Source organism: Microvirga sp. 2MCAF38 (assembly GCF_052115485.1).
Taxonomy (GTDB): domain Bacteria; phylum Pseudomonadota; class Alphaproteobacteria; order Rhizobiales; family Beijerinckiaceae; genus Microvirga.
Genome location: NZ_JBFRGU010000001.1, coordinates 80,325 through 101,708 on the forward strand (window position 1 = coordinate 80,325; position 21,384 = coordinate 101,708).

The window sequence follows — 21,384 nt, forward strand, 5'->3', positions numbered from 1 at the left end:
GAACTGAATCAGCGTCACGCGACACCCCCACCTCCAACTCCTCCCCACAAGGGGGGAGGGCACGACGTCACGCGAGAATATGAAAGCCTTACGCCACGTCCGCTTGAACCTTCATCGACACGATCCGGTCCGGCTCGCGCACGGGCTCGCCGCGCTTGATCTTGTCGACGTTATCCATGCCTTCCGTGACCTTGCCCCAGACGGTGTATTGCTTGTCGAGGAAGCGCGCGTCATCGAAGCAGATGAAGAACTGCGAATTCGCCGAATGCGGGTAATTCGTACGAGCCATGGAGCACACGCCGCGCACGTGCGGCTCGGCATTGAACTCGGCCTGCAGATCGGGGAGATCCGAACCGCCGGTGCCGGTACCGTTCGGACAACCGGTTTGGGCCATGAAACCCTCGATCACACGATGGAAAGCGACATTGTCATAGAAGCCCTTGCGCGCGAGCGTCTTGATCCGCTCCACATGCTTGGGCGCGAGATCGGGGCGCAGCTCGATAAGGACACGGCCCTTGGTTGTTTCCAGGACGAGAGTGTTTTCGGGATCGGCCATAAGGTCCTCCTGTTCCGATGAATCCGTTTGAAGATTGAGATGCTTCGTCGCTCACATAGGCCGTGTGTCGACGAAACGAAAGGTGAAGGGTCGGCCCGCGATGGCCGCGCCGAGCTTTTCCGTGACAGGAAGAGGCGTGCAGCGTGCGAAAGCGTCGATCACGGAATTCTGGAAAGCTTCCCGCTGATCGGAATCTCCACCCGATTTGTAGAAAGTGATGCGGGGTTTGCCTAAAACCGCACCGTCGCGCTTGAAGCTCACCAGCAAGGTGATTTCCTGCCCGGTGAACCCACTCCCCCGTGGGGGCCGCCAGCAGCCGTGGATGGCCTTGAAGATATCGCTCAGGCGGTCGAGCTGGCCGCCGCTCTGCTCCGACTCGCCCGGACGGATGACTCCGTTGATGCTCTGGGGCAATGGCGGCGAAAGATCGTAAGGCGTCTTCCCCTCGCCCCGTTCGAACCGGGGCAATAGATCCCGGGCCGAGCCAGGGACAACGGACGCCATCGCGAAAACCGCGAAGAGCGCCGCGCCCCAAACCCGGGATCGTGCAAAACAGCGCATTACTTGGCGTCGGTTGACATCTGCATCTTCACGATCTTGTCGGGCGAAGAGACCATACCGTTATTGGTCTGGTCGCCCTTCTTGACCTTGTCCACCACGTCCATGCCGGACACGACGTCGCCGAACAGTGTGTACTGGCCGGTGAGCGGGCCGCAGCCCTCGTAGCAGATGAAGAACTGGCTGTTTGCCGAATCGGGGCTCTGTGAGCGCGCCATGCCGACGGAGCCGCGCTTGAACTGCGTCTTCGTGAATTCGGCCGGGATGTTCGGCAGGTCGGACTTGCCTGTGCCGGTGCCGGTCGGATCGCCGGTCTGAGCCATGAAGCCGCCGATGACGCGGTGGAACACGACCCCGTTATAGAAGCCGCGCTTCGTCAGCGCTTTGATCTGCTCGACATGCTTGGGCGCGAGATCGGGGCGCAGCTGAATGGTGACACGGCCGTCCTTAGTGTCGAGATAGACCGTGTTTTGAGGATCGGCGGCCTGTTGAGCAGCGGCAGGCAAAAGGCTCGCGAAAACCATCGCTCCAGCAACGAGCAAGCGCTTCATGGGGTCGTCTCCTTATGTAGATCGCGGTTTTCAGGACCGCTTGAATTTGTCCCTCAGTCGCTCAGCGACAAGAGGGGGCACGAATGCCGTCACATCGCCGTTCATCGATGCGATCTGACGCACGAGCGTGGCGGTGATGGGGCGAACCGGGGGCGAGGCAGGAAAAAAGACCGTCTGGATCTCCGGCGCCATGACCGCGTTCATGGCGGCCATCTGCATCTCGTAATCGAGATCGGTCCCGTCGCGCAGCCCGCGCACGATCAAGCTCGCACGGTAACGGCGGGCCGTTTCCACGGCGAGGCCGTCGAACGTAACGATCTCGAGATCGACACCGAGCGATTTCGCCACGGGGCTACAGGCGATGTGCAGGAGCTCCGCCCTCTCCTCGGGTGTGAAGACAGGCTTTTTGCCCGAATGAATGCCGATAGCGACAATCAAGCGGTCGGCAATGCTGCAAGCCTGCCGCACCACGTCGAGGTGGCCGTTGGTGACGGGATCGAAGCTCCCGGTATAGAGCGCGGTGCGGATCATCGGAGCTATGGCGTAGCTTGAGAACGTCCCCGGAGCAAGCCGTGCGTCGGCACACAGCCACGGGAGCCGATCCCGAGGAATATGCTTTCGACCTGCTAAGGAGGGTCATATGACATTGCGCCTCCTCGTCGTTCTCCTGATGGCTTCCCTCGTTCTGGCTCCGGCCGCTTGGGCCATGCGTGATACGACGTCTATCGACAGCGCCGCCTCAGAGCGTCTTGCCGGACGCTGAATGCGCCTGATGAGTGAAACAAGCCAGAGAGTGCAACCCTCGCTGGAATAAGTCTTAGAAATCGGCCTTCCTGCCGGCGATTTGGGGGTATCTTCCAGGGATTCCGTGTCAATCGACACTGCGCAGGCGCGAACCTATGCTCCACGACAACAAGAAGACAAGCCTCAAGAAACCTCCAAATCCTGGGAAGTACTTCACTCTTCATGCGTTATGAGGAAGCTCGTGGCATTTAAGTTCGGCGACCGGGACGGCAATCTCAGCGGCAAGCAAAAGGGCGGCAATCAAAAGATCACGATAGGTGGCGATTTCGCGAGCAAGATTTTCGGGGATGTAACCGGGGACATGTTCGGCGGCGCCTACGGCGGCAACGACCGGATCACCGGGGAGAGCCGATCGAATCAAGCTTATGGCGATGCTTTCAACATGTTCGGCCAGACCATCGGCGGGAATGACATCATCATCGGCAACGGTCGGTTCAACATCCTGTTCGGCGATGCCTCCAGCCTCTCAGGCAGCGCGCGTGGCGGCAATGACCGCCTGATCGGTTATGGCACGGCCAACAGCCTATACGGTGACGCCAAGACCCTGTCCGGGAAAGCCGTTGGCGGAAACGATACACTGACGGGACATGGGCAGGTGAATTGGCTCTACGGCGATGCCGAGACCATGTCCGGCCGGGCGCGCGGCGGAACCGACAAGCTGGTCTCCGGCGCCGGCACGGACCATATGTGGGGCGATGCGGTCACCATGTCCGGCGGCGCAAAAGGCGGAAAGGACACGTTCGTCTTCAAGCGCGGCAACGGTAACGACTACATCTACGACTTCCACAAGGGCGAGGACCACATCGACGTTCGCGCTTTCGGGTTCAAGAACTTGAAAAGCCTGTACATCAGCAAAGTGGACACCGACGGGGACGGCGTCGTCGACAGCAGCATCGTTTACTTCGATGCAAGTCACACGAATTCGGTGACCGTCTACAACAACACGCACCTCTCCAAGGGCGACTTCTATATCTGAAGGCTCCGATATGTGAGGGCTCCTGAATTTTCGGCACCCTTAGAGCTCGTTTCGAAAGAGCTTAGCGCCTTTTCAGCACCGTCATTCCGGGTTCCGCTGCGCGGCCCCGGAATGACGCGATAGCGCATAATTTCAAAACAGCCTTTACGCAGATCTCCTCACACCGAGCCTTTCGCATCCCCCAAAATCATCTCGGCACCTTTCTCCGCAATCATCATCGTCGGTGAATTCGTGTTGCCTGAGGTGATGCTCGGCATGGCAGAGGCATCGACGACACGCAGGCCTTCGACGCCGCGCACGCGCAGGCGATGATCGAGCACCGCCATCGGGTCGGCGTCGCTTCCCATCTTCGCCGTGCCGACGGGGTGGAAGATCGTGGTCCCGATATCGCCGGCGGCCGCCACGAGTTCGTCGTCCCGGTTAAGATGAGCCCCTGGCCTGAATTCTTCTGGATGGAAGCGCGCAAGCGGTCCCGCGCTCGCGAGTTTTCTCGCCAGCCGAATGGAGTCGACGGCGACACGTCTATCCTCATCCGTCGAAAGATAATTCGGCCGGATCTCGGGCGCGCCGTATGGATCGGCAGGACGGGCATGGATCGATCCCCGGCTCGCCGGCCTTAAATTGCAGACGCTCGCGGTGAAGGCAGGGAACGGGTGCGGCATGTCACCAAACTTGTCGAGGGACAGCGGCTGGATGTGAAACTGCAAATTCGGCGTCGCATAATCCGGCGAAGAGCGCGTGAAGATGCCGAGTTGCGACGGCGCCATGGTAAGCGGGCCTTTGCGGAAGAGCGCATAATCGAGCGCCATGAGACCGCGCTTCCAGAGCTTGCGATAATCGTCGTTCATCGTCCGCACGCCCGAGACTTTGAAGATTGGGCGGAGCTGAAGGTGATCCTGGAAATTTTCCCCTACGCCGGGCAACGCCTGCACCACCGGAACGCCGAGATCGCGCAGGTGCTCCGGGTGCCCTATGCCGGAGAGTTCGAGCAATTGCGGCGAGCACACGGCTCCCGCAGAAAGGATCACTTCGCCATCGGCTCGTGCAAAGAATCGCTCATCGCCTTTTGAGAAAAGAACGCCGACGGCGCGGCGTCCCTCCATGACCACACGCTCGACCCGCACGCCTGTCTCAAGGTGCAAGTTGGGCCGATTGAGAGCCGGTTTCAGAAAACCGCGCGCCGCGCTCCAGCGACGCCCGTTCTTCTGGTTCACCTGGAAATAGGACGTGCCCTCGTTGTCGCCGGTGTTGAAATCCTCGACCTTCGGAATGCCGATGCTTTCCGCCGCATCCTGAACCGCATCGAGCAGATCCCATCGCATGCGGGGAAAATCGACCCGCCACTCGCCGCCCGAGCGGTGCAGGTCATTTATCGGGCGCGCGTGATCTTCCATCTTGAGGAAGTACGGGAGCACATCATGCCAGCCCCAGCCCGGAAGATCGCCCTGCCGCCAGCGATCATAATCGGCCGCCTGACCGCGCATATAGATCATGGCGTTGATGGCGGACGAACCACCGATGACCTTGCCACGCGGATAAGCGAGCGCCCGTCCGTTGAGGCCGGCTTCCACCTCCGTCTTGAACATCCAATCTGCGCGCGGATTGCCGATGGCGTAGAGGTAGCCGACGGGAATGTGAAACCAGATCCAGTTATCGCACCCCCCGGCTTCCAGAACCAGTACGCGCTTGGCCGGATCGGCGGACAGCCGGTTCGCCAGGACACAACCGGCAGAGCCCGCACCAACGATAATGTAGTCGAAATGGCCGAATTCGCGCTGGGTCTGGGTCATTCCACTGTCCCTTCTCATCCGCGCCCGCAAGAATCGGGCGTCAGACCCTAGCCCAACCGCGCGCCACTGCCTCGACCTCCCTTCGACGGATGCTGGAGGAACCACAACTCATGAGTGTCGTCACGCAGAATGAGCGATGTTACAGAAGAGCGGAAAGGAACATCCATGCGCCACCCTCTCTTTTCCGTCGCTTCGATCCTTGCCCTCGCCGTACTTTGCGGTCTTGCCGCCGCCCCATCCGCCTTCGCCCAGAACCCCTATCCTCTTGACCGGGAGAAGTCCCGAAGCCGAGCCCAGGAACTGGTCGTCGAAGGTTTCAGCTTTCCGTTGCAGATCGTGGGCATGACTCGATTTCAGGTGCAGCGCTACGACGGTGAACCCGGAGCGGGGTTCTCCGTCAAATATGCTGCCGTGCCGGACAACAATGTCTGGGCAGATGTCTACATCTATGACGACACTCGTGCCCTGACGGGTTCGGACGGATCAAAAAACGCCGAAGCCGAGGTATCCGCCGTGATCGGCGAGATCGACCGCGCGGTCAAAGCTGGTTTCTACAAGCGCGCAGAAACCCTGGAGCGCTGGCAGGAGGCGGGCTTCAGCGCCGCCCGCCTGCGCCTCAGCTTGAAGGATCGGATCGTCGAGTCCTTCGTCTTCGTCACCCTGCATCGCGACAGGTTCGTGAAGATCAGGCTGTCCGCGACGAAAAGTTCAAGCGGACGGCGCATCGCCTCGTCCTTCGCCAGGGCCTACAGCCGGCTGCTTAGTCTCTGACGGTGTAAATCCCCCAAAAGAAAAGGGCGCTTATTCAGCGCCCTCTCCTTCTTCACTCTCAGGGCCGAGATCGTTCTCGTCGATCTCGGCCTCATCCCCGTTCTCCTCGCCCTCGATGTGCTCGATGGAGACGACGCGTTCCTTGCCCTTGGTCGAGAAGATCGTGACGCCTTGGGTGCTGCGGCCGACCACGCGGATGCCGTTGACCGGCACGCGGATAAGCTGGCCCGCATCGGTGACGAGCATGATCTGGTCGCTCTCTTCCACCGGGAAGGAGGCGACGAGACTGCCGTTGCGGCTGTTGACCGCCATGGCCGTGATGCCTTTGCCGCCACGCCCCGTGATGCGGTACTCGTAGGACGAGGTCCGCTTGCCGAAGCCCTTATCAGAGACGGTGAGCACGAACTGTTCGAGCGCGCTCATCTCGGTGTAGCGCTCCATCGAGAGAGCCTCAGCGGAGATATTCTCCTCCTCGGCCTCGGCGTTGATCTCAGCTCCCGCCTCGCCATTCGCCAGTTCGCCGAGAACGGCGCGACGCATCTTGAGATAGCCCGCGCGCTCTTCACCGGTCGCCTCCACATGGCGCAGGATCGCCATGGAGATGATGTCGTCGCCTTGAGCGAGGTTGATGCCACGCACGCCCATGGAATCACGGCCCTTGAAGACGCGCACTTCCGGCACCGCAAAGCGGATGCACTGGCCCTTGGCCGTGGTGAGCAGAACGTCGTCCTGCTCGGTGCAGATCTGCACGCCGAGGATTGATTCACCCTCGTCGAGCTTCATGGCGATCTTGCCCGCGCGGTTTACTTGCGCGAAGTCCGACAGCTTGTTGCGGCGAACCGTGCCGCGCGACGTGGCGAACATCACGTCGAGCGTATCCCAAGTGGTCTCGTCCTCGGGCAACGGCATGATGGTCGAGATGCGCTCGCCCTGCTCAAGCGGGAGCATGTTGACCAGCGCCTTGCCCTTGGCATTCGGAGCCGCGAGCGGCAGACGCCACACCTTCTCCTTGTAGGCCTTGCCCTTGGAGGAGAAGAACAGAACGGGCGTATGGGTATTCACGACGAACAGACGGGTGACGAAATCCTCGTCGCGGGTCGACATGCCGGAGCGGCCCTTGCCGCCGCGGCGCTGCGCCCGGTAGGTCGAGAGCGGCACGCGCTTGATGTAACCGGCGTGCGACACGGTCACGACCATGTCCTCGCGCTGGATCAGATCCTCGTCGTCCACATCCGCGTCCCAATCGGTGATCACGGTCCGGCGCGGAGTGGCGAAGGAATTCTTGATCTCGATCAGCTCGTCCTTGATGATCGACATGATGCGCACGCGCGAGCGCAGGATGTCGAGATAATCCGAGATTTCCGCCGACAGCTTCGACAATTCGTCGCCGATTTCGTCACGACCCAGCGCGGTGAGGCGCTGCAGGCGCAGATCGAGGATCGCGCGGGCCTGCGTCTCCGAGAGGCGATAGGTACCGTCCTCGTTGATGCGGTGGCGCGGATCGTCCACCAGTGCGATCAGCGGCGCGATATCCTGCGCCGGCCAGTCGCGACCCATGAGGGACTCGCGGGCTGTGTTCGGATCGGGCGCGGTGCGGATGAGGCGGATCACCTCGTCGATATTGGCCACCGCGATGGCAAGGCCGCACAACACGTGAGCGCGCTCGCGTGCCTTGTTGAGCAGGTACTTGGTGCGGCGGGAGACGACTTCCTCGCGGAAATCGACGAAGGCGCCGATCAGGTCCCTCAGGTTCATCAATTCAGGGCGCCCGCCGTTCAGCGCCACCATGTTGGCGCCGAAGCTCGTCTGGAGCGGAGTGTAGCGGTAGAGCTGGTTCAGCACCACTTCCGCCATGGCGTCGCGCTTGATCTCGATGACGATGCGCATACCGTCGCGGTCGGATTCGTCGCGCAGGTCCGAGATGCCCTCGACCTTCTTCTCGCGCACGAGTTCCGCGATCTTCTCGATGAGCGAGGCCTTGTTCACCTGATACGGGATCTCGGTGACGATGATCGCCTCGCGCTCCTTGCGGACCTCCTCCACCTCGGATTTGCATCGCATGATGATGGAGCCGCGCCCGGTGGTGTAGGCAGAGCGCACGCCCGCGCGGCCGAGGATCATGCCGCCGGTCGGGAAATCCGGGCCGGGGATGATCTCGATCAGCTGCTCGGTCGAGATATCGGGGTTGTCCATATAGGCGACGCAGCCGTCGATGACCTCGCCCAGATTGTGCGGAGGCATGTTGGTGGCCATGCCGACCGCGATGCCGCCCGCGCCGTTGACGAGCAGGTTCGGATAGCGCGCCGGCAGAACCGTCGGCTCATATTGCGACTCGTCGTAGTTCGGCTGGAAGTCGACCGTGTCCTTGTCGATGTCCTCGAGCAGCGGCATGGCCGCGCGGGTCAGGCGGGACTCGGTGTAACGCATGGCCGCAGGCGGATCGCCGTCGACCGAGCCGAAATTGCCCTGGCCGTCCACGAGCAGCACGCGAAGCGCGAAATCCTGCGCCATACGCACCAACGCGTCGTAGATCGATTGGTCGCCGTGCGGGTGATATTGACCCATCACGTCACCGACGATGCGGGACGACTTTACGTATTTCTTGTCCGGCGTGTAGCCGCTCTCGTTCATGGCGTAGAGAATGCGCCGATGAACGGGCTTGAGGCCGTCGCGCGCATCGGGCAGAGCGCGGCTCACGATCACGCTCATGGCGTAATCGAGATAGGAGCGCTTCATTTCCTCTACGATGGAAACCGGCTTGATGTCGCTGGCCGGCTGATCCCCTGTCGGGCCACCGGAGCTGATATCGTTCGGATCGGTCAAGGTCGGTCTTTCTTAAAAACGTGCTGCCGTCTCGGGGAAGAGACGGCTTTTGCCGCTCTGTCCGTGCGCCCGGGCGGCGCACGCGAATCTCAATTTAAAATCAAATCCTTAACTGGGCGAAAAATGCGATGTTTTCAAGGCTTTTGACACGTTTTCCAAAGGGAGAAATCATCCTCATGAAGCGCCTCCAGCCGCCTTGGCGCAGTTTCCTCCCGGTTCCGCGCGACGCTTTCGAAGAATCCCGAAAACCGGTGCTTGAGCCGCAAGGCCCCGCCGTGCCATGTGTGACAGGAGTCGTTGGAGGGATTGGCCTTGGAATGGATCGTCGTGGGAATCGTCGTCGTAGCCGTGCTCTACGGTATCGCGACCTATAACGGCCTTGTGACGCTGCGGCAGCGCGTCACCCAGGCCTTTGCCGATATCGACGTGCAGTTAAAGCAGCGCCACGACCTCATTCCCAATCTGGTCGAGACAGTGAAGGGCTATGCCGGGCACGAGCGCGGAACGCTGGAGGCGGTCGTCCAGACCCGGAACGCGGCTCTGCAAGCTCATAACCCCACCGAGCAGGCTGCGGCCGAGGGAGCCCTTTCCGGCGCGCTCGGGCGGCTTCTCGCCCTTGGCGAGGCCTATCCCGACCTGAAGGCCAGCGCCAATTTCCAGCAATTGCAGCTCGATCTGTCCGATATCGAGAACAAGCTCGCCGCCGCACGGCGCTTCTTCAACAACGGCGTCGCTGAGTACAACGCGGCTGTCCAGTCCTTCCCGGCAGTGCTCTTTGCCGGAGCGATGGGCTTTGCACAGAAGGACTTCTTCGATCTCGGCGAGGCTCAGCGCCAGACGCTGGAGGCGCCGCCGAAGGTCGCCTTCTAGTCGCCAGCCGTGCTCCCCGCTTTCGGCCTCTATACGCAGATCGCAGCCAATCGCCGCCGGTCGACCTTTCTGATCGTCGGTCTCTTCGCGCTGTTCTATCTCCTGACTTTCGCCCTGGCGCTGCTCGCGCAGGGATGGGACGACACGTCCGGCACTCTCGACAATCTGGTCGGTCTCGCGCTCCACGACACCCTGTGGCTGGCTCCGTTCGCGACGGTGGCCGTAGGGCTGTGGGTCTGGATCGGCCTTCGCATCAACGAGTTCGCGCTCGGCCTGGTGATGGGCTCGGCGCGCGTGGAACGCACGGAGAACCCCCGGCTCTACAATCTTCTCGAAAATCTCTGCCTGTCGCGGGGCATGGCCGTGCCCCGGCTGAGGATTATCGAAACCCCTGCCCTCAATGCTTTCGCTGCCGGGGTGAAGCCCGAGCAATTCACGATCACCGTCACACGCGGCCTTCTCGACACTCTCGACGAGAAAGAACTCGAAGCGGTGCTCGCCCACGAACTGACCCACATCCGCAACGGCGATGTGCGAATGATGATCATCGCCGTTTTCATCGTCGGTGTGATGTCCTTCATCGGCGAGATGACCTTTCGCGGCCTCAGCAGCGGCGCGCGTCTCTACGAAGGATCGAGCGAGAGCTCAAGCAAGACATCCGTCCGCTTCAAGGTTTCGGGGGGCAAGAATTCAGGGCAAGCGGCCGCAATCATCATGGCGCTGACCTGCATCGTCATTGCCTGGATCCTCTCCCTCGTCATCCGTTTTTCGCTCTCCCGACAGCGGGAATATCTGGCGGATGCGGGAGCCGTGGAACTGACCCGCAATCCCGACGCAATGATCTCGGCGCTTCTCAAGATCGAGAGCCGCAGCGAGATCGACAGCGCCCCTTCCAGCGTCATGGAAATGTGCCTCGACAATCCCCGCGCCCGCTCGGATCTGTTTGCGACACACCCCTCAATCGAGAAACGCATTGCGGCTCTGGTAAGAGCCGGAGGCCGTCGTCCGACGATTCAGGAAGAGCCTGCAAGCGTCTGAAAACAAGCGCATTTCAAGCGCGCCTTCAGAGATCGATTCAGGTTCTTGAGAAATTGATTCAGGTCATTCTTCCCCAAGCGCATCGCGGATCGCGCGCAGGAAAACCCTTGCCCCAATTGGGGTCAGCGCATCGGGAAAGTCGTAGTCCGGATTGTGCAGGCTCGGATGGGTCTCCCCGGCTCCGAGGAGGAACATGGCGGCGGGAGCGGTCTGGCCGATGCGGCCGAAATCCTCGGAGGCACGCATGGGGACTCCTTCCGAACTCGTCGGCACGCCCTCGGCCTTCAATGCCCCGCGAAGAACTTCGACCGCCTGCGGTGCATTGATGCTGGCGGCAAAAATGTCCTCGTAGGTGATTTCCAGATCGAGACCAGCCACCTCGGCGGCCTCGTCCGCGAGGGCCTCGGCCTCTTCGCGGAGCTTTTCCATGCCCGCATCCGTCATCGTGCGGAGAGTGGCGAAAATCTCCGCATAGCCCGGCGCGACGCCGAAGGCGGGCTCCCCCATCCGGGCATGGGTAATCGTGATCATCGTAAAATCCGCATCGAGCGGACCGCCACGACCGAGATCCGTCAGCGCGGGCATGATCCTGGCGACGGCCCGCATGGGAGACAAACCGGTTTCCGGCATCGAGGCATGCGCCGTCTTGCCTCTTAGCATGATGCGCATGCCGCGGGATGCGCAAGCGAAGGGGCCAGCGGCAATGCCCGCATGACCGAAAGGCAGTCCAGGCGCATTATGCATCGAGAAGGCCATGTCGGGCCGTATCTCGCTGTAACGCGGATCGGTGACGACGGCGTGTGCGCCCGCGCCAGTTTCTTCCGCCGGTTGGAACAGAAGAACCACCCGTCCGCGTTCGGGACGCTTTCGCCCCAGATCCCGCGCCACGGCCGCAAGGATAGCGCTGTGTCCGTCGTGTCCGCAGAGATGCGCAACGCCGGTGGCGGTCGAGCGATGGGGCACATCGGTCAGTTCTTCGATGGGCAGGGCATCCAACTCGGAGCGGATCAGCAGCGTCGGCCCCGATTCGCGGCCGGAAAAGACCGCCGCCACGCCATGGCCGCCAAGATCGCTCAGCACCTGATCCGGCCCGGTCGGCGCGAGAAAATCTCGCACGCGAAGGGCCGTCGACACCTCCTGCCCAGACACCTCGGGATTTCGATGCAACTCCCGTCGCCAAGCCGCGATCTGTTCAAAATCGGCGTCATCCAGGTTCATGGGCGCCCTACATCGCTCGCAGCAGCAAAGCCGTGGTGTCGTCGCTCACCTTGAAGCGCGGATAGAGCTTTCCATCCGGATCGATTTGCGTCTCGACCTCCCGCGCCCTTTGCGCCAGCGGTTCGAGCCCGGTGGTGAGCGCCGCCTGGATCAGTTCCCCGACCGTGAAATCCTCATAGAGATCGACGAGGGCCGAAAAACCGTCGCTGGCGAGGAGGATTACCGTGTCCTGTTCGCAGGGTACCGTTTCGTGACGCAGGCGGTCAGCGGCGGTCGGGTCGAGCCCGAGGAGCGCGAGGCCAGTGCTTTGCGCCTGGCGCTGACGACGCTCCGCGAGCCAGTCGCGGAACAGGGGCGTCGCGGTGATGGTGGCGGGGGTCGCGCCAGTCTTCTCGAGGAACTCCCGTGCCTTGGCGACTTCGAACTTGCGCATATCCGGTGCATCGCCGAGGGTCGTCACCTCGCCGCCCGGGCGGCGCAGATAAGCGGTCGTGTCCCCAAAGGTCCAGACATCGAGAAGGTTGGCGCGGCGATGCACCAGCGTCATCGCCCCAACGGGCCAGGTGAGGAAATCGTGCCGCTCTTCGGATGCCTTCGCGAGAAAGACCGTCCGTGCCTCTTCCATCACATGACGCAGGAGATCGACGCCGTTCTCGGCATTGAGCGCAAGATCGGACAGGCGCTCGCTAACGAAAGTGGCAAGCCAGGTGGCGTCGCTTTCCTTGTTCATGATCGGCGGCGTGCCGGGAAAGATCGAGGTATCGATCACCCAGGCCCAATCGGCGGAGGCCCCGCAGGAATCTTCGTTGGACTTCACGGGCGAGCCGGGCCAGCTTAGGCGATCCAAAACCGTGAACATCGTTGCACTTTCCCCTCGCCAAATGCCCCTCGCGACGGCATAACGCAAAGTCCCTTCGAAGGTCCAGCCGATGCTTTTCGATTATATCTCCGCCGCTCTCGTCACCCTGCTCGTGACCCTCGACCCGCCTGCTCTCGCACCGATCTTCATCTCGCTCACGCGAGGCATGAACATGCAGGAGCGCAAGCGCGTCGCGATCCGCGCGGCCATCATCGCTTTCTGCATCCTGGCCTTCTTCGGCTTAGGTGGCGAGGTTCTGCTGCGCCTCCTCGGCGTCGGGCTTCCCGCCTTCCGCATCTCGGGCGGCCTGCTCCTGTTCTGGATCGCCTTCGAGATGGTGTTCGAGCGCCGCAATGAGCGTAAGCAGCACACGGCGGATGTGGCGATCACGGAGGATCACATCCGCAACGTCGCCGCCTTCCCTCTCGCGATCCCGCTCATGGCGGGCCCCGGCGCGATCACCGCCGTGATCCTTCTCGCCGGGCGCGCGGACGGCAACGTCGCCTACCTGTCCTCGCTGCTCATTCTTATCGCGCTCGGCGTCGTGAGCTGCTTCCTCGTCTTCATGGCCGCCGAGCGCGTCTCGCGGATGCTGGGCGTCACCGGCAACATCGTGCTGAGCCGCCTGCTCGGCGTGATCCTCGCAGGCCTCGCCGTGCAGTTCATCATCAACGGCGTGGAGGCGCTGTTCAGGGGCGCGGCGGCATGATCCTGAGCGAACTTCGCTGATCGTTACCATTCTCAGCGCAGGGTTTCGAGCAAACGCTTCATGAGTTCGCGGCGCGGCGCGATGGAGGAAATCAAGCCGTATTCCTGCAAGGTATGCGCGCCGTCTCCGTCGATGCCGAGGCCGTCGAGGGTGGGCGTGCCGATGGCAGCAGTGAAGTTGCCGTCCGATCCGCCGCCGACGCGCGGCGCGGAGATCAACTCGAAGCCGATTTCGGCGGCAAGTTTTCTGGCGTGCTGGAACAGCTTCTCGACACCATCCGTGCGCTCATAAGGCGGCCGGTTCATATCGCCGGTGACGGTGACTTTGATGTCGGGGTTATGGGCTTTGAGACCAAGAAGCGCGGCCGTGAGCGCTTCGCCATCGGCGACCGTCTCGACGCGGATATCGACCGGAAAGCGGCAATGCTGCGGAATGACGTTCACCGCCGTACCACCGGAAATCATACCGACCGTCGTCGTAATGCCACGCGAATAATCCGTCATAGCCTCGATGGCGAGAACCTGGCGCGCAGCCTCGTGAACGGCGTTGCGCCCATCTTTATGGCGCGAACCGGCATGAGCGGGACGGCCTTCAACATGGACGTCGAACCGCCCCACGCCTTTACGCGCTGTGACAATCAGGCCGTTGTCGCGGGCGGGCTCGGTCACGAGCGCATAGGCCGAGCGACGACCCAGGTCTTCGATGATCGGGCGCGTCATGGGGCTGCCGATTTCCTCATCGGGCGTCACGAGAAAGACGATGGGGCGCGCCGCCGAAGCCTTGCGCGCCACCTCCTTGAAGGCTTGAACCGCGAAATGCGCGCCGCCCTTCATGTCGTAGATGCCCGGCCCGTAGAGTCTGTCGCCGTCGATCCGCAACGGTAGATCGTGCGCGATGGTGCCGATAGGGTGCACCGTGTCGAGATGCGACATGACGAGAATGGGCTTCTCATCGGTCTGCGGCCCCGCCCGAAGAATAAGCGCATCGCCGAGCCCGTGCTGCTGCCCCGATATACGTTCGACAGTCACGGGGGCATCGGCCATCTCGGCTACCACCAGATCCATCATCCGATTGACGCCGCCGACATCGTCCGTGGGACTTTCGGTCTTGATCCAGGTGAGAAGCGTATCGAGAGACTGGGACGACATGAGAGCGTGAACCGGGGCTATTTCGAGAGCGCGAGGCGACTTCGACGGTCGCAGCGACCTCTCATAGACCCGTTGCCCAATCGAGTCATCAATTCGTCACGCACGCCCGCATGGGCGGTTCGGCCCCTAATTTTGAAATAGTGTTTCGGAAAATACTCGTGCGATAGATGGCCACGCCACACAGAGGGAGCCGTCATGGCCATTCGTCGAGGAACCATAAAAAAGGATGTTCTCAAGGGGACACCGTATGAGGATTGGCTCTACGGCCTATTCGGCAACGACCGGCTCGAAGGGCGTGCCGGCAACGATTATCTGTCCGGGAACGACGGGAACGACACCCTCTATGGCGGGGCCGGAGAGGATACTCTCTACGGTGGCCCCGGCAGGAACAAACTCTACGGCGAAGACGGGAATGATACTCTTGGTGGCGGCGCTAACCGGGATTATTTGTCGGGCGGCGCAGGGAACGATATTATTTTCGCCGATGACGACAACGACACTCTCTATGGCGGCAGCGGAAACGACTACCTCACCGGCGACAATGGCGACGACCGTCTCTTTGGAGACGACGGCAGCGACTCCCTCTATGGGGGGCATGGCAAGGATCGCCTTTCGGGCGGCGCCGGGGAAGACAGTCTCACGGGCGGCGACGACAACGATGTCCTGACGGGCGGCAAGGGCAACGACGTCGTTTACGGCGACTCCGGAGATGACCGTCTTTCCGGAGACGACGGTAACGACACTCTCTATGGCGGGGCTGGTAACGACAAACTCTCAGGCGGCGCGGGAGATGACAGCATCTCCGGCGGCAACGGCATCGATCGTCTTTCCGGCGGCAAAGGCAACGACCGTCTGTCCGGAGACGACGGGGATGATCGCCTTTCGGGAGATGACGGGAACGACAGGCTCAACGGCGGATCCGGCGTGGACTATCTCTCCGGCGGCAACGGCAACGACACGCTCGATGGCGGTGGCGACAAGGATACGTTGCTTGGCGGAGCCGGAAACGACCTTGTGTCCGTCGATAAGGGTGATTTCGCTCTGGGCGGCAAAGGAACCGACACGCTCCAGATCGCGATTTCGGACCCCTTCGGAACAACCCCGCTAACAATCGATCTCTCGAAGAGCACTGGCAAATCCGCCCAAAGCATCGGATTTCAAGACATCCAAGCGGGCCAATTCGAGAAGGCGAATGTAACGGTCTACGACCTGGCAGCCGTTAGCTCGATCATAGGCACGAAAGGCAACGATACGTTTAAGGTTTACGCGGAAGGCGTCACGATCAATGGCGGCGCTGGAGACGACAAGATCTTTGGCGGTGGCAACAACACCACGATGATCGGTGGAGCCGGATCCGACGTGTTCGAACTGAACCTTTATGGAGCGGCGGACACGATCCTCGACTTCACCTCGAAGGATTTCCTCCTCATAAATCCGAGCTATGACTTTTGGGACCTGGATCCGAGTAAGCCGTTCATCTCCGGCTCCAACCCCGTGGCGACAACGTATAGGGCTCAGTTCCTTTACAACACCGACGATGGCCGTCTGTACTACGACGCTGACGGCGTCGGCGCTGGTGCCGCCGTCCATATCCTGACCTTGGCCAACAAGATGAAACTGGCCGAAGCCAACTTCATTTTCGACTACTGACCGACGTCGTCGAACACAAAAAGGCCCGCCTTTCGAAGGCGGGCCTTTTTGCATATTCGGTCGAATGAGGCGGGAGGCCATGGATAGCCCCCGATCAAGGCTAGATCGCCGCCGGTCCTAGAACGTGATCGTGTCTCTTTGAAACACGATCACGCTCTCGATTTCTTATTGCCGCATGATCCGGGCGAACAACCGGTTTCCACTTGTTCTGATCATGCTCTAGAACGGAATATCGTCGTCGAGGTCGTTGTAGCGCGAGCCACCTCCGCCACCGCCGCCGCCGCTGCTTGCAGGCGCTGGACGGCGCTCCATCGGCGAGGAGCGACCGAAATCGCCGCCGCGGCTGATCTGGCCGCCGCCGCTCTCGTCGTCCGCGTAGTCCCCGCCTCCCGCACCACCACCCCGGCTGTCGAGGATGGTGAGTTCGCCACGGAAGCGCTGGAGCACGATCTCGGTGGAGTACTTCTCAACGCCGCTCTGATCGGTCCACTTCCGGGTCTGAAGCTGACCTTCGATGTAAACCTTCGAGCCCTTCTTGAGATATTGCTCAGCCACGCGGGCGAGGTTCTCGTTGAAGATCACCACCGAGTGCCACTCGGTCTTTTCCTTGCGCTCGCCGGTCCCCTTGTCCTTCCAGGTCTCGGAGGTGGCGATGCGCAGATTAACGACCGGCTCGCCATTGTTCAGGCGGCGCACCTCCGGGTCGCGGCCCAGATTGCCCACCAAGATGACTTTGTTCACGCTGCCCGCCATCGAGCCTCACTCCTGTTCACATGAGGCCTGTTGTGGAACGGGAAAGCCCTCAGGACAAGCAGATCGTCGTACTTTCCCCAGAAAGGGCATCTTCAAGGCCCTTTCCTGGGAAAATCGCTCAAGAAACAGGAAAGTCTCCTCAGGATGGGAAAGAGCCTTCCTCATAGATCTTTCGGACCGCAGGAAGGCTCCTCTTATGCGACCTGATCAGATGATCAGGAAGTCGCTGGCCGCGATGGACTTATGGGCACCGATATTGGCGAACACCACCTGCCCGCCGGCCTTGTTGCCGTTGGAGTCGTACGACAGGTCGCCGGTTTTATTGTTGTAGAGGATATAGTCGTTGGCATCGCCCGCCTTGTTGGCGATCTTGAACGAGATCGAACTCAATGCGCCCGTCTTCTTCAAAGCCTTGAAGATCGAGTTCTCGAGAATGATCGTGTCCGAGGCCTTGTCCCAGTCAATGATCTTGTCCTTGTTGGTCTTCGCATTCAGGGCCGTATTGAACACGAAAGTGTCGCTTCCAGAGCCGCTGTAGAGTGTGTCATTGCCAGCTCCGCCATAAAATGTCGTATTTCCTGCGCTGCCCTTGATGACATCGTTGCCGCCCAATCCGAAGAAGGTCTGATTGCCACCGCTTCCATTAAAGGTGTCTGCAGCCTCGGTGCCCTGAACATCGACAACGTCATTGGCCGCCAGGCTCAACGCTCCCAAGGCATTGAACTGCTCCAAGGAGAATTTGATGCTGTTATTGGATGCATCGAGAACATCGACGCCCTTCGTCTTGAGGGCCCCGATCTGGGGCGCCGTCAGAGCCGCGAGGTTGGCACCCGCGTCAGACAGGGTCACCCTGTCACCAGCGGTCAGTGCCACTGTGCCGAGCGCGGCAAGCTGAGCAACCGACAGGGAAAGCTGATCGCCGGTCGCATCGAGGGCTTTGATCCCCTTCCCTGCGAGGGCTCCGATCTGGGGCGCCGTCAGAGCCGCGAGGTTGGCACCCGTGTCAGACAGGGTCACGCTGTCGCCAGCGGTAAATGCCAGATTGCCGAGCGCGGCAAGCTGAGCGACCGACAGCGAAAGCTTGTTATCGGTCGCATCGAGGGCATCAACTCCCTTGGCGCTCAATGCTGCGAGCTGCGTCGCGCTGAGGCCGGCAAGAGCGGCGCCCGCACCGGATACGGTCACCGCATCGTCTACGGCAAACCGCAAGGATGGGCTGTCAGCAAGCGCAGCAGCTTGGGCGGCGGTCAGTGTCAAAGCATTGCCGCTGACGTCGATGACATCGAGATTCTTCTTGCCCAAATTGGTGATCTCTGTGTCGCTCAGAGTCGCGAGTTCCGCAGCCGTTCCCTTCAATGTCACATCGTCGGCTGTGGCAAGGAATATCCCCGTATTCGCTAGCGCCTTCGCCTGAGCGATAGTCATCATCCACTCATCGTCGAGCGCATTGATCTTATCGACACCCTGAAGGTTCAGGGCGTTGATTTGCGCTGCCGTCAGCTCGGCAAGCCATGTGCTCGTATCGAGGACGGTGACGGAATCATCCGCCGTCATCGCAATGGTGCCGAGGACGTTCGCTTGCGCCACACTCAGGACCAGGATGTCGTTGCTGGCATCCAGGATGTCGACACCCAGGTTCGAGAGCTGGGCGATCTTCTCGGGCGTGAGAGTGCCCAGGGCGGCACCGCTGTCGCGGATGCTCACGTTCTGGATGGTCGCCAAATTGATCCCAGCCGCGAGGAAGGCATCGAGCTGCGCAACCGTCAGGATGAGCGCCTGAGTATTGAGGCCTGTCACGTTGATATGATCGACGCCTTTCGCACGAAGCGCCGTGATCTGAGTTCCCGACAAAAGCTGCAGCTCGGGCACGGTCAGATTGAGGGTGACGTCGTCGGCTGATGCCAACGTGATGGACGTATCCGCCAGAGCCTTTGCCTGCAAGAACGACAGATTCCAGGCGACATCGGCGTTGCTGCCTAACGTATCAGCCGCATCGATCACGTCGAGGCCCTTAGCCCCCAACTTTGTGATCTGTTCCTCCGTAAGGCTTTGCAGATTGCTCACCTTATCAAACAGGACGACTTGGTCGCCTGCGGCCATGGTCAGCGTTGCCGTACCGGCAAGAGCCTGCGCCTGAAAGGTATTAAAGGTTATCGTGGTGTTTCCGGAAGGGTCGCTCGTTGAGGCATCGATTATATCGACGTGCTTGGCACCGAGTTTGGCGATATCGTTCGGCTGCAAGGCCTGGAGCTTGGCCACCGTATCGACCAGGGTCACCTCATCCTCCACCGTCAGCGCGATACCAGTGGTTCCGGCATTGAAGTAGGCAAAGGCCTGATCGACCGAGAGGGCCAGCTTGTTGTCCGGGCCCGTAACATGGATCTTATCGACACCCATAGCGCCGAGCTGGCCGATCAGGTTAACATCCGTGAGGGCCTGCAGATTGGCTGCCGTATCGGCCAAGGTCACATTATCGGTCGCAGTCAGTCCGATGTGATTGACTAACAAGGCCGTCGCCTGTTCGACCGACAGGCTCAAGCTATGGTCATTCTCATTCGAGCCAATGAAGTCGATGTGCTTGTTTTTAAGCGCGACGATATCAGGCTCGCTGAGAGTTTTCAGGTTGGCCGCCGTATCCAGCAATGTCACTTCATTGCCAACATCCGTCAGAGCGACGGTCCCCAAAGCACTAAGCTGAGCCATCGATAGAGAAAGCTTGCCATCGCCGGTCGCCTTGATGGAGTTGATGCCTTTGGCCGCGAATTTCGCGATATCCTGAGGCAATAAAGCCGCGAAGGCTGCTCCGCTGTCCTCGACTCGCTTGTCGTCGTCAGCCGCGAGCTTGATTCCGCCCAGAGCATTGAACTCTGCCAAATCGAAAATCAAAGAACCTGGAACATCCGAGGCGTCGAGGGTGATGTTGCCTTTGGTCGCGAGAGCCGTCAGCTCAGTCACATTGAGCCCGTCCTTAAGTTGAAGGGACGTGCCTCGGATGATGATCGCGTCACCGCTCGCAAAAACGATACTTGTGGTGGCCAGGGCACGAGCTTGGTCGACCGTGATGTCCAGCAGGTTGCCCGTCACATCGATCTTATCGACGCCGTTCACACCGAGATTGGCGATATCGTTAGGATCTATAAGGGCCAACCTGTCAGAATCGTCGGCAACGGTCACGAGATCGCTTTCATCATGCTTGATGTTCGCATTGGCGAGAGCAACGGCCTGCTGCGCCGAGAGGGTCAATGCGTTGCCCGAAGCCTGGGTAGCATCGATCGACTTGATGCCCATAACACGCAGGTTGTTGACCTGGGTATCGCTGAGCACCGTCGCCAGATTGGCGCCGGAATCGCGCAACATCACCACCTTGTTTGCCGGTGCGGTCACGGTTACGGCGGCACCAAGCAGGGGCGTCACCTGCTCGACTGTCAGATGCAAATCATCATCGCTCGAAACGATGCGATCGATCCCTTTGCCGACCCAGCCTTGGATAGCAACACCGCTAACACTTTCCAGCGTGCTCGCGGTATCCTGGACAACCAGGGTGTTGACAGCCGTAAGGTTGGAAAATTTGAGAACGAAGAGCTGCGCGACCGACAAGGCAAGAGGATTGTTGTCAGACGGATTAATCTTGTCGTTAGTATCGAGCTTATTGAGCTCGGCTATGGTCAGGGTGGCGAGATTTTCGGCCGTATCTGTTATAGTGACTGCATCAGCGGTCGCCGGCTGAATATTACCAAGGGCCTTGAACTTAGCGACATCATAGAACTGCTTCATATCCGCCGTCGGAGATTGGATGAAATCGATGGCTTTGCTGGAAAGGATTGCAAGCTGTTGCGGAGTGACAACCAAGTCCAGAATAGTGTTCGGGACGACAAAAAGCACGTTATCGCCAGCAACGAATTTAACATTCGATGCAATAAGCTTTTGAGCTTGGTTCCAGTTTAGGCTGTAACTTCCACTAGAAGAATGAATGAAATCGACATGAAAGTCGTTCATCTTGGTAACCAAGGCATTCGTCCATAACTGGTCCAGATTGTCAGGGGCATCCGCAATGATGACGTCATCGGCGGCGCTAAAGGCGGTTGTGGCCGCAAGAAAATCGGCAACTGTCAGGGTGTGCAGAGTCATTGGAATCCTCCTATGGCGCAATTGATCGCAACTTTGTTTCAGTTATTTTGTAACGCTTCTTCAAATAAAGCGTCAATGAAATTACGTTTTGTTGCACGAAAAAAATGAAAGCAATGACAGCTTATTTTGTATTGATACGTTATATGTTGATATATTGATATGTTATGTATTTATGCATAATA

Annotated in this window: 18 protein-coding genes; 7 read left to right on the top strand and 11 right to left on the bottom strand. The window is 60.3% G+C overall.

Annotated elements, in window-relative coordinates; genetic code table 11:
* Positions 1-88: 88 nt before the first annotated feature.
* Genes AB4072_RS00385 through coaD form a run of 4 tightly spaced genes read right to left on the bottom strand, consistent with a single transcriptional unit; the run spans position 89 to position 2,196 of the window.
* Positions 89-556: a peptidylprolyl isomerase gene (locus AB4072_RS00385; protein ID WP_441964929.1), complete on the bottom strand. Its 468-nt coding sequence runs from the start codon at positions 554-556 to the stop codon at positions 89-91.
* Positions 557-607: 51 nt separating this feature from the next.
* On the bottom strand, positions 608-1,060 hold the full coding sequence (locus AB4072_RS00390; protein WP_441964930.1) for a hypothetical protein: 453 nt from the start codon (positions 1,058-1,060) through the stop codon (positions 608-610).
* 56 nt (positions 1,061-1,116) lie between these two features.
* A complete protein-coding gene (locus AB4072_RS00395) occupies positions 1,117-1,665 on the bottom strand; it encodes a peptidylprolyl isomerase (protein ID WP_441964931.1) in 549 nt (182 codons plus the stop codon).
* A 30-nt stretch (positions 1,666-1,695) separates the two neighbouring features.
* Entirely contained in the window at positions 1,696-2,196 is a 501-nt protein-coding gene (coaD, locus tag AB4072_RS00400; protein ID WP_441964932.1) for a pantetheine-phosphate adenylyltransferase, read from the bottom strand.
* A 109-nt stretch (positions 2,197-2,305) separates the two neighbouring features.
* Here coaD and AB4072_RS00405 point away from each other — a divergent pair, with 109 nt between their 5' ends.
* Together AB4072_RS00405 and AB4072_RS00410 are read left to right on the top strand one after the other, a co-directional pair.
* Complete coding sequence (locus AB4072_RS00405; protein WP_441964933.1) at positions 2,306-2,428, top strand: hypothetical protein; 123 nt, start codon at positions 2,306-2,308, stop codon at positions 2,426-2,428.
* A 222-nt stretch (positions 2,429-2,650) separates the two neighbouring features.
* On the top strand, positions 2,651-3,445 hold the full coding sequence (locus tag AB4072_RS00410; RefSeq protein ID WP_441964934.1) for a calcium-binding protein: 795 nt from the start codon (positions 2,651-2,653) through the stop codon (positions 3,443-3,445).
* A gap of 158 nt (positions 3,446-3,603) precedes the next feature.
* On the opposite strand, the gene AB4072_RS00415 is transcribed toward AB4072_RS00410, so the two are convergent.
* Positions 3,604-5,235: a GMC family oxidoreductase gene (locus AB4072_RS00415; RefSeq protein WP_441964935.1), complete on the bottom strand. Its 1,632-nt coding sequence runs from the start codon at positions 5,233-5,235 to the stop codon at positions 3,604-3,606.
* Positions 5,236-5,400: 165 nt separating this feature from the next.
* On the opposite strand from AB4072_RS00415, the gene AB4072_RS00420 reads away from it, so the two are divergent.
* Positions 5,401-6,006 carry a hypothetical protein gene (locus tag AB4072_RS00420; RefSeq protein ID WP_441964936.1) on the top strand — a complete coding sequence of 202 codons (606 nt, stop codon included), beginning with the start codon at positions 5,401-5,403 and terminating at the stop codon, positions 6,004-6,006.
* Between the two features lie 30 nt (positions 6,007-6,036).
* On the opposite strand, the gene gyrA is transcribed toward AB4072_RS00420, so the two are convergent.
* Entirely contained in the window at positions 6,037-8,811 is a 2,775-nt protein-coding gene (gyrA, locus tag AB4072_RS00425) for a DNA gyrase subunit A (protein WP_441965697.1), read from the bottom strand.
* Positions 8,812-9,135: 324 nt separating this feature from the next.
* Between gyrA and AB4072_RS00430 the strand changes: the two genes are divergently transcribed.
* Both AB4072_RS00430 and AB4072_RS00435 read left to right on the top strand, forming a co-directional pair.
* Complete coding sequence (locus tag AB4072_RS00430) at positions 9,136-9,699, top strand: LemA family protein (RefSeq protein ID WP_441964937.1); 564 nt, start codon at positions 9,136-9,138, stop codon at positions 9,697-9,699.
* Between the two features lie 9 nt (positions 9,700-9,708).
* Entirely contained in the window at positions 9,709-10,737 is a 1,029-nt protein-coding gene (locus tag AB4072_RS00435; RefSeq protein WP_441964938.1) for a M48 family metallopeptidase, read from the top strand.
* Between the two features lie 63 nt (positions 10,738-10,800).
* Here the strand turns inward: AB4072_RS00435 and AB4072_RS00440 are convergent, their stop codons facing one another.
* Both AB4072_RS00440 and AB4072_RS00445 read right to left on the bottom strand, forming a co-directional pair.
* Positions 10,801-11,955 carry an amidohydrolase gene (locus AB4072_RS00440; RefSeq protein WP_441964939.1) on the bottom strand — a complete coding sequence of 385 codons (1,155 nt, stop codon included), beginning with the start codon at positions 11,953-11,955 and terminating at the stop codon, positions 10,801-10,803.
* 7 nt (positions 11,956-11,962) lie between these two features.
* Positions 11,963-12,814: a hypothetical protein gene (locus AB4072_RS00445; RefSeq protein WP_441964940.1), complete on the bottom strand. Its 852-nt coding sequence runs from the start codon at positions 12,812-12,814 to the stop codon at positions 11,963-11,965.
* Between the two features lie 70 nt (positions 12,815-12,884).
* Here AB4072_RS00445 and AB4072_RS00450 point away from each other — a divergent pair, with 70 nt between their 5' ends.
* Positions 12,885-13,523 (top strand): MarC family protein, encoded by a 639-nt coding sequence (locus AB4072_RS00450; protein WP_441964941.1) that lies wholly within the window; start codon positions 12,885-12,887, stop codon positions 13,521-13,523.
* A gap of 32 nt (positions 13,524-13,555) precedes the next feature.
* Here AB4072_RS00450 and AB4072_RS00455 read toward each other — a convergent pair whose 3' ends face one another.
* Entirely contained in the window at positions 13,556-14,671 is a 1,116-nt protein-coding gene (locus AB4072_RS00455; RefSeq protein ID WP_441964942.1) for a M20 family metallopeptidase, read from the bottom strand.
* Between the two features lie 195 nt (positions 14,672-14,866).
* Between AB4072_RS00455 and AB4072_RS00460 the strand changes: the two genes are divergently transcribed.
* Positions 14,867-16,321, top strand: a complete 1,455-nt coding sequence (locus AB4072_RS00460; RefSeq protein WP_441964943.1) for a calcium-binding protein — start codon at positions 14,867-14,869, stop codon at positions 16,319-16,321.
* A 219-nt stretch (positions 16,322-16,540) separates the two neighbouring features.
* Here the strand turns inward: AB4072_RS00460 and AB4072_RS00465 are convergent, their stop codons facing one another.
* Together AB4072_RS00465 and AB4072_RS00470 are read right to left on the bottom strand one after the other, a co-directional pair.
* Positions 16,541-17,074, bottom strand: coding sequence for a single-stranded DNA-binding protein (locus AB4072_RS00465; RefSeq protein WP_441964944.1), 534 nt, complete (start codon positions 17,072-17,074; stop codon positions 16,541-16,543).
* Positions 17,075-17,281: 207 nt separating this feature from the next.
* Entirely contained in the window at positions 17,282-21,202 is a 3,921-nt protein-coding gene (locus AB4072_RS00470) for a beta strand repeat-containing protein (protein ID WP_441964945.1), read from the bottom strand.
* Positions 21,203-21,384: the final 182 nt, after the last annotated feature.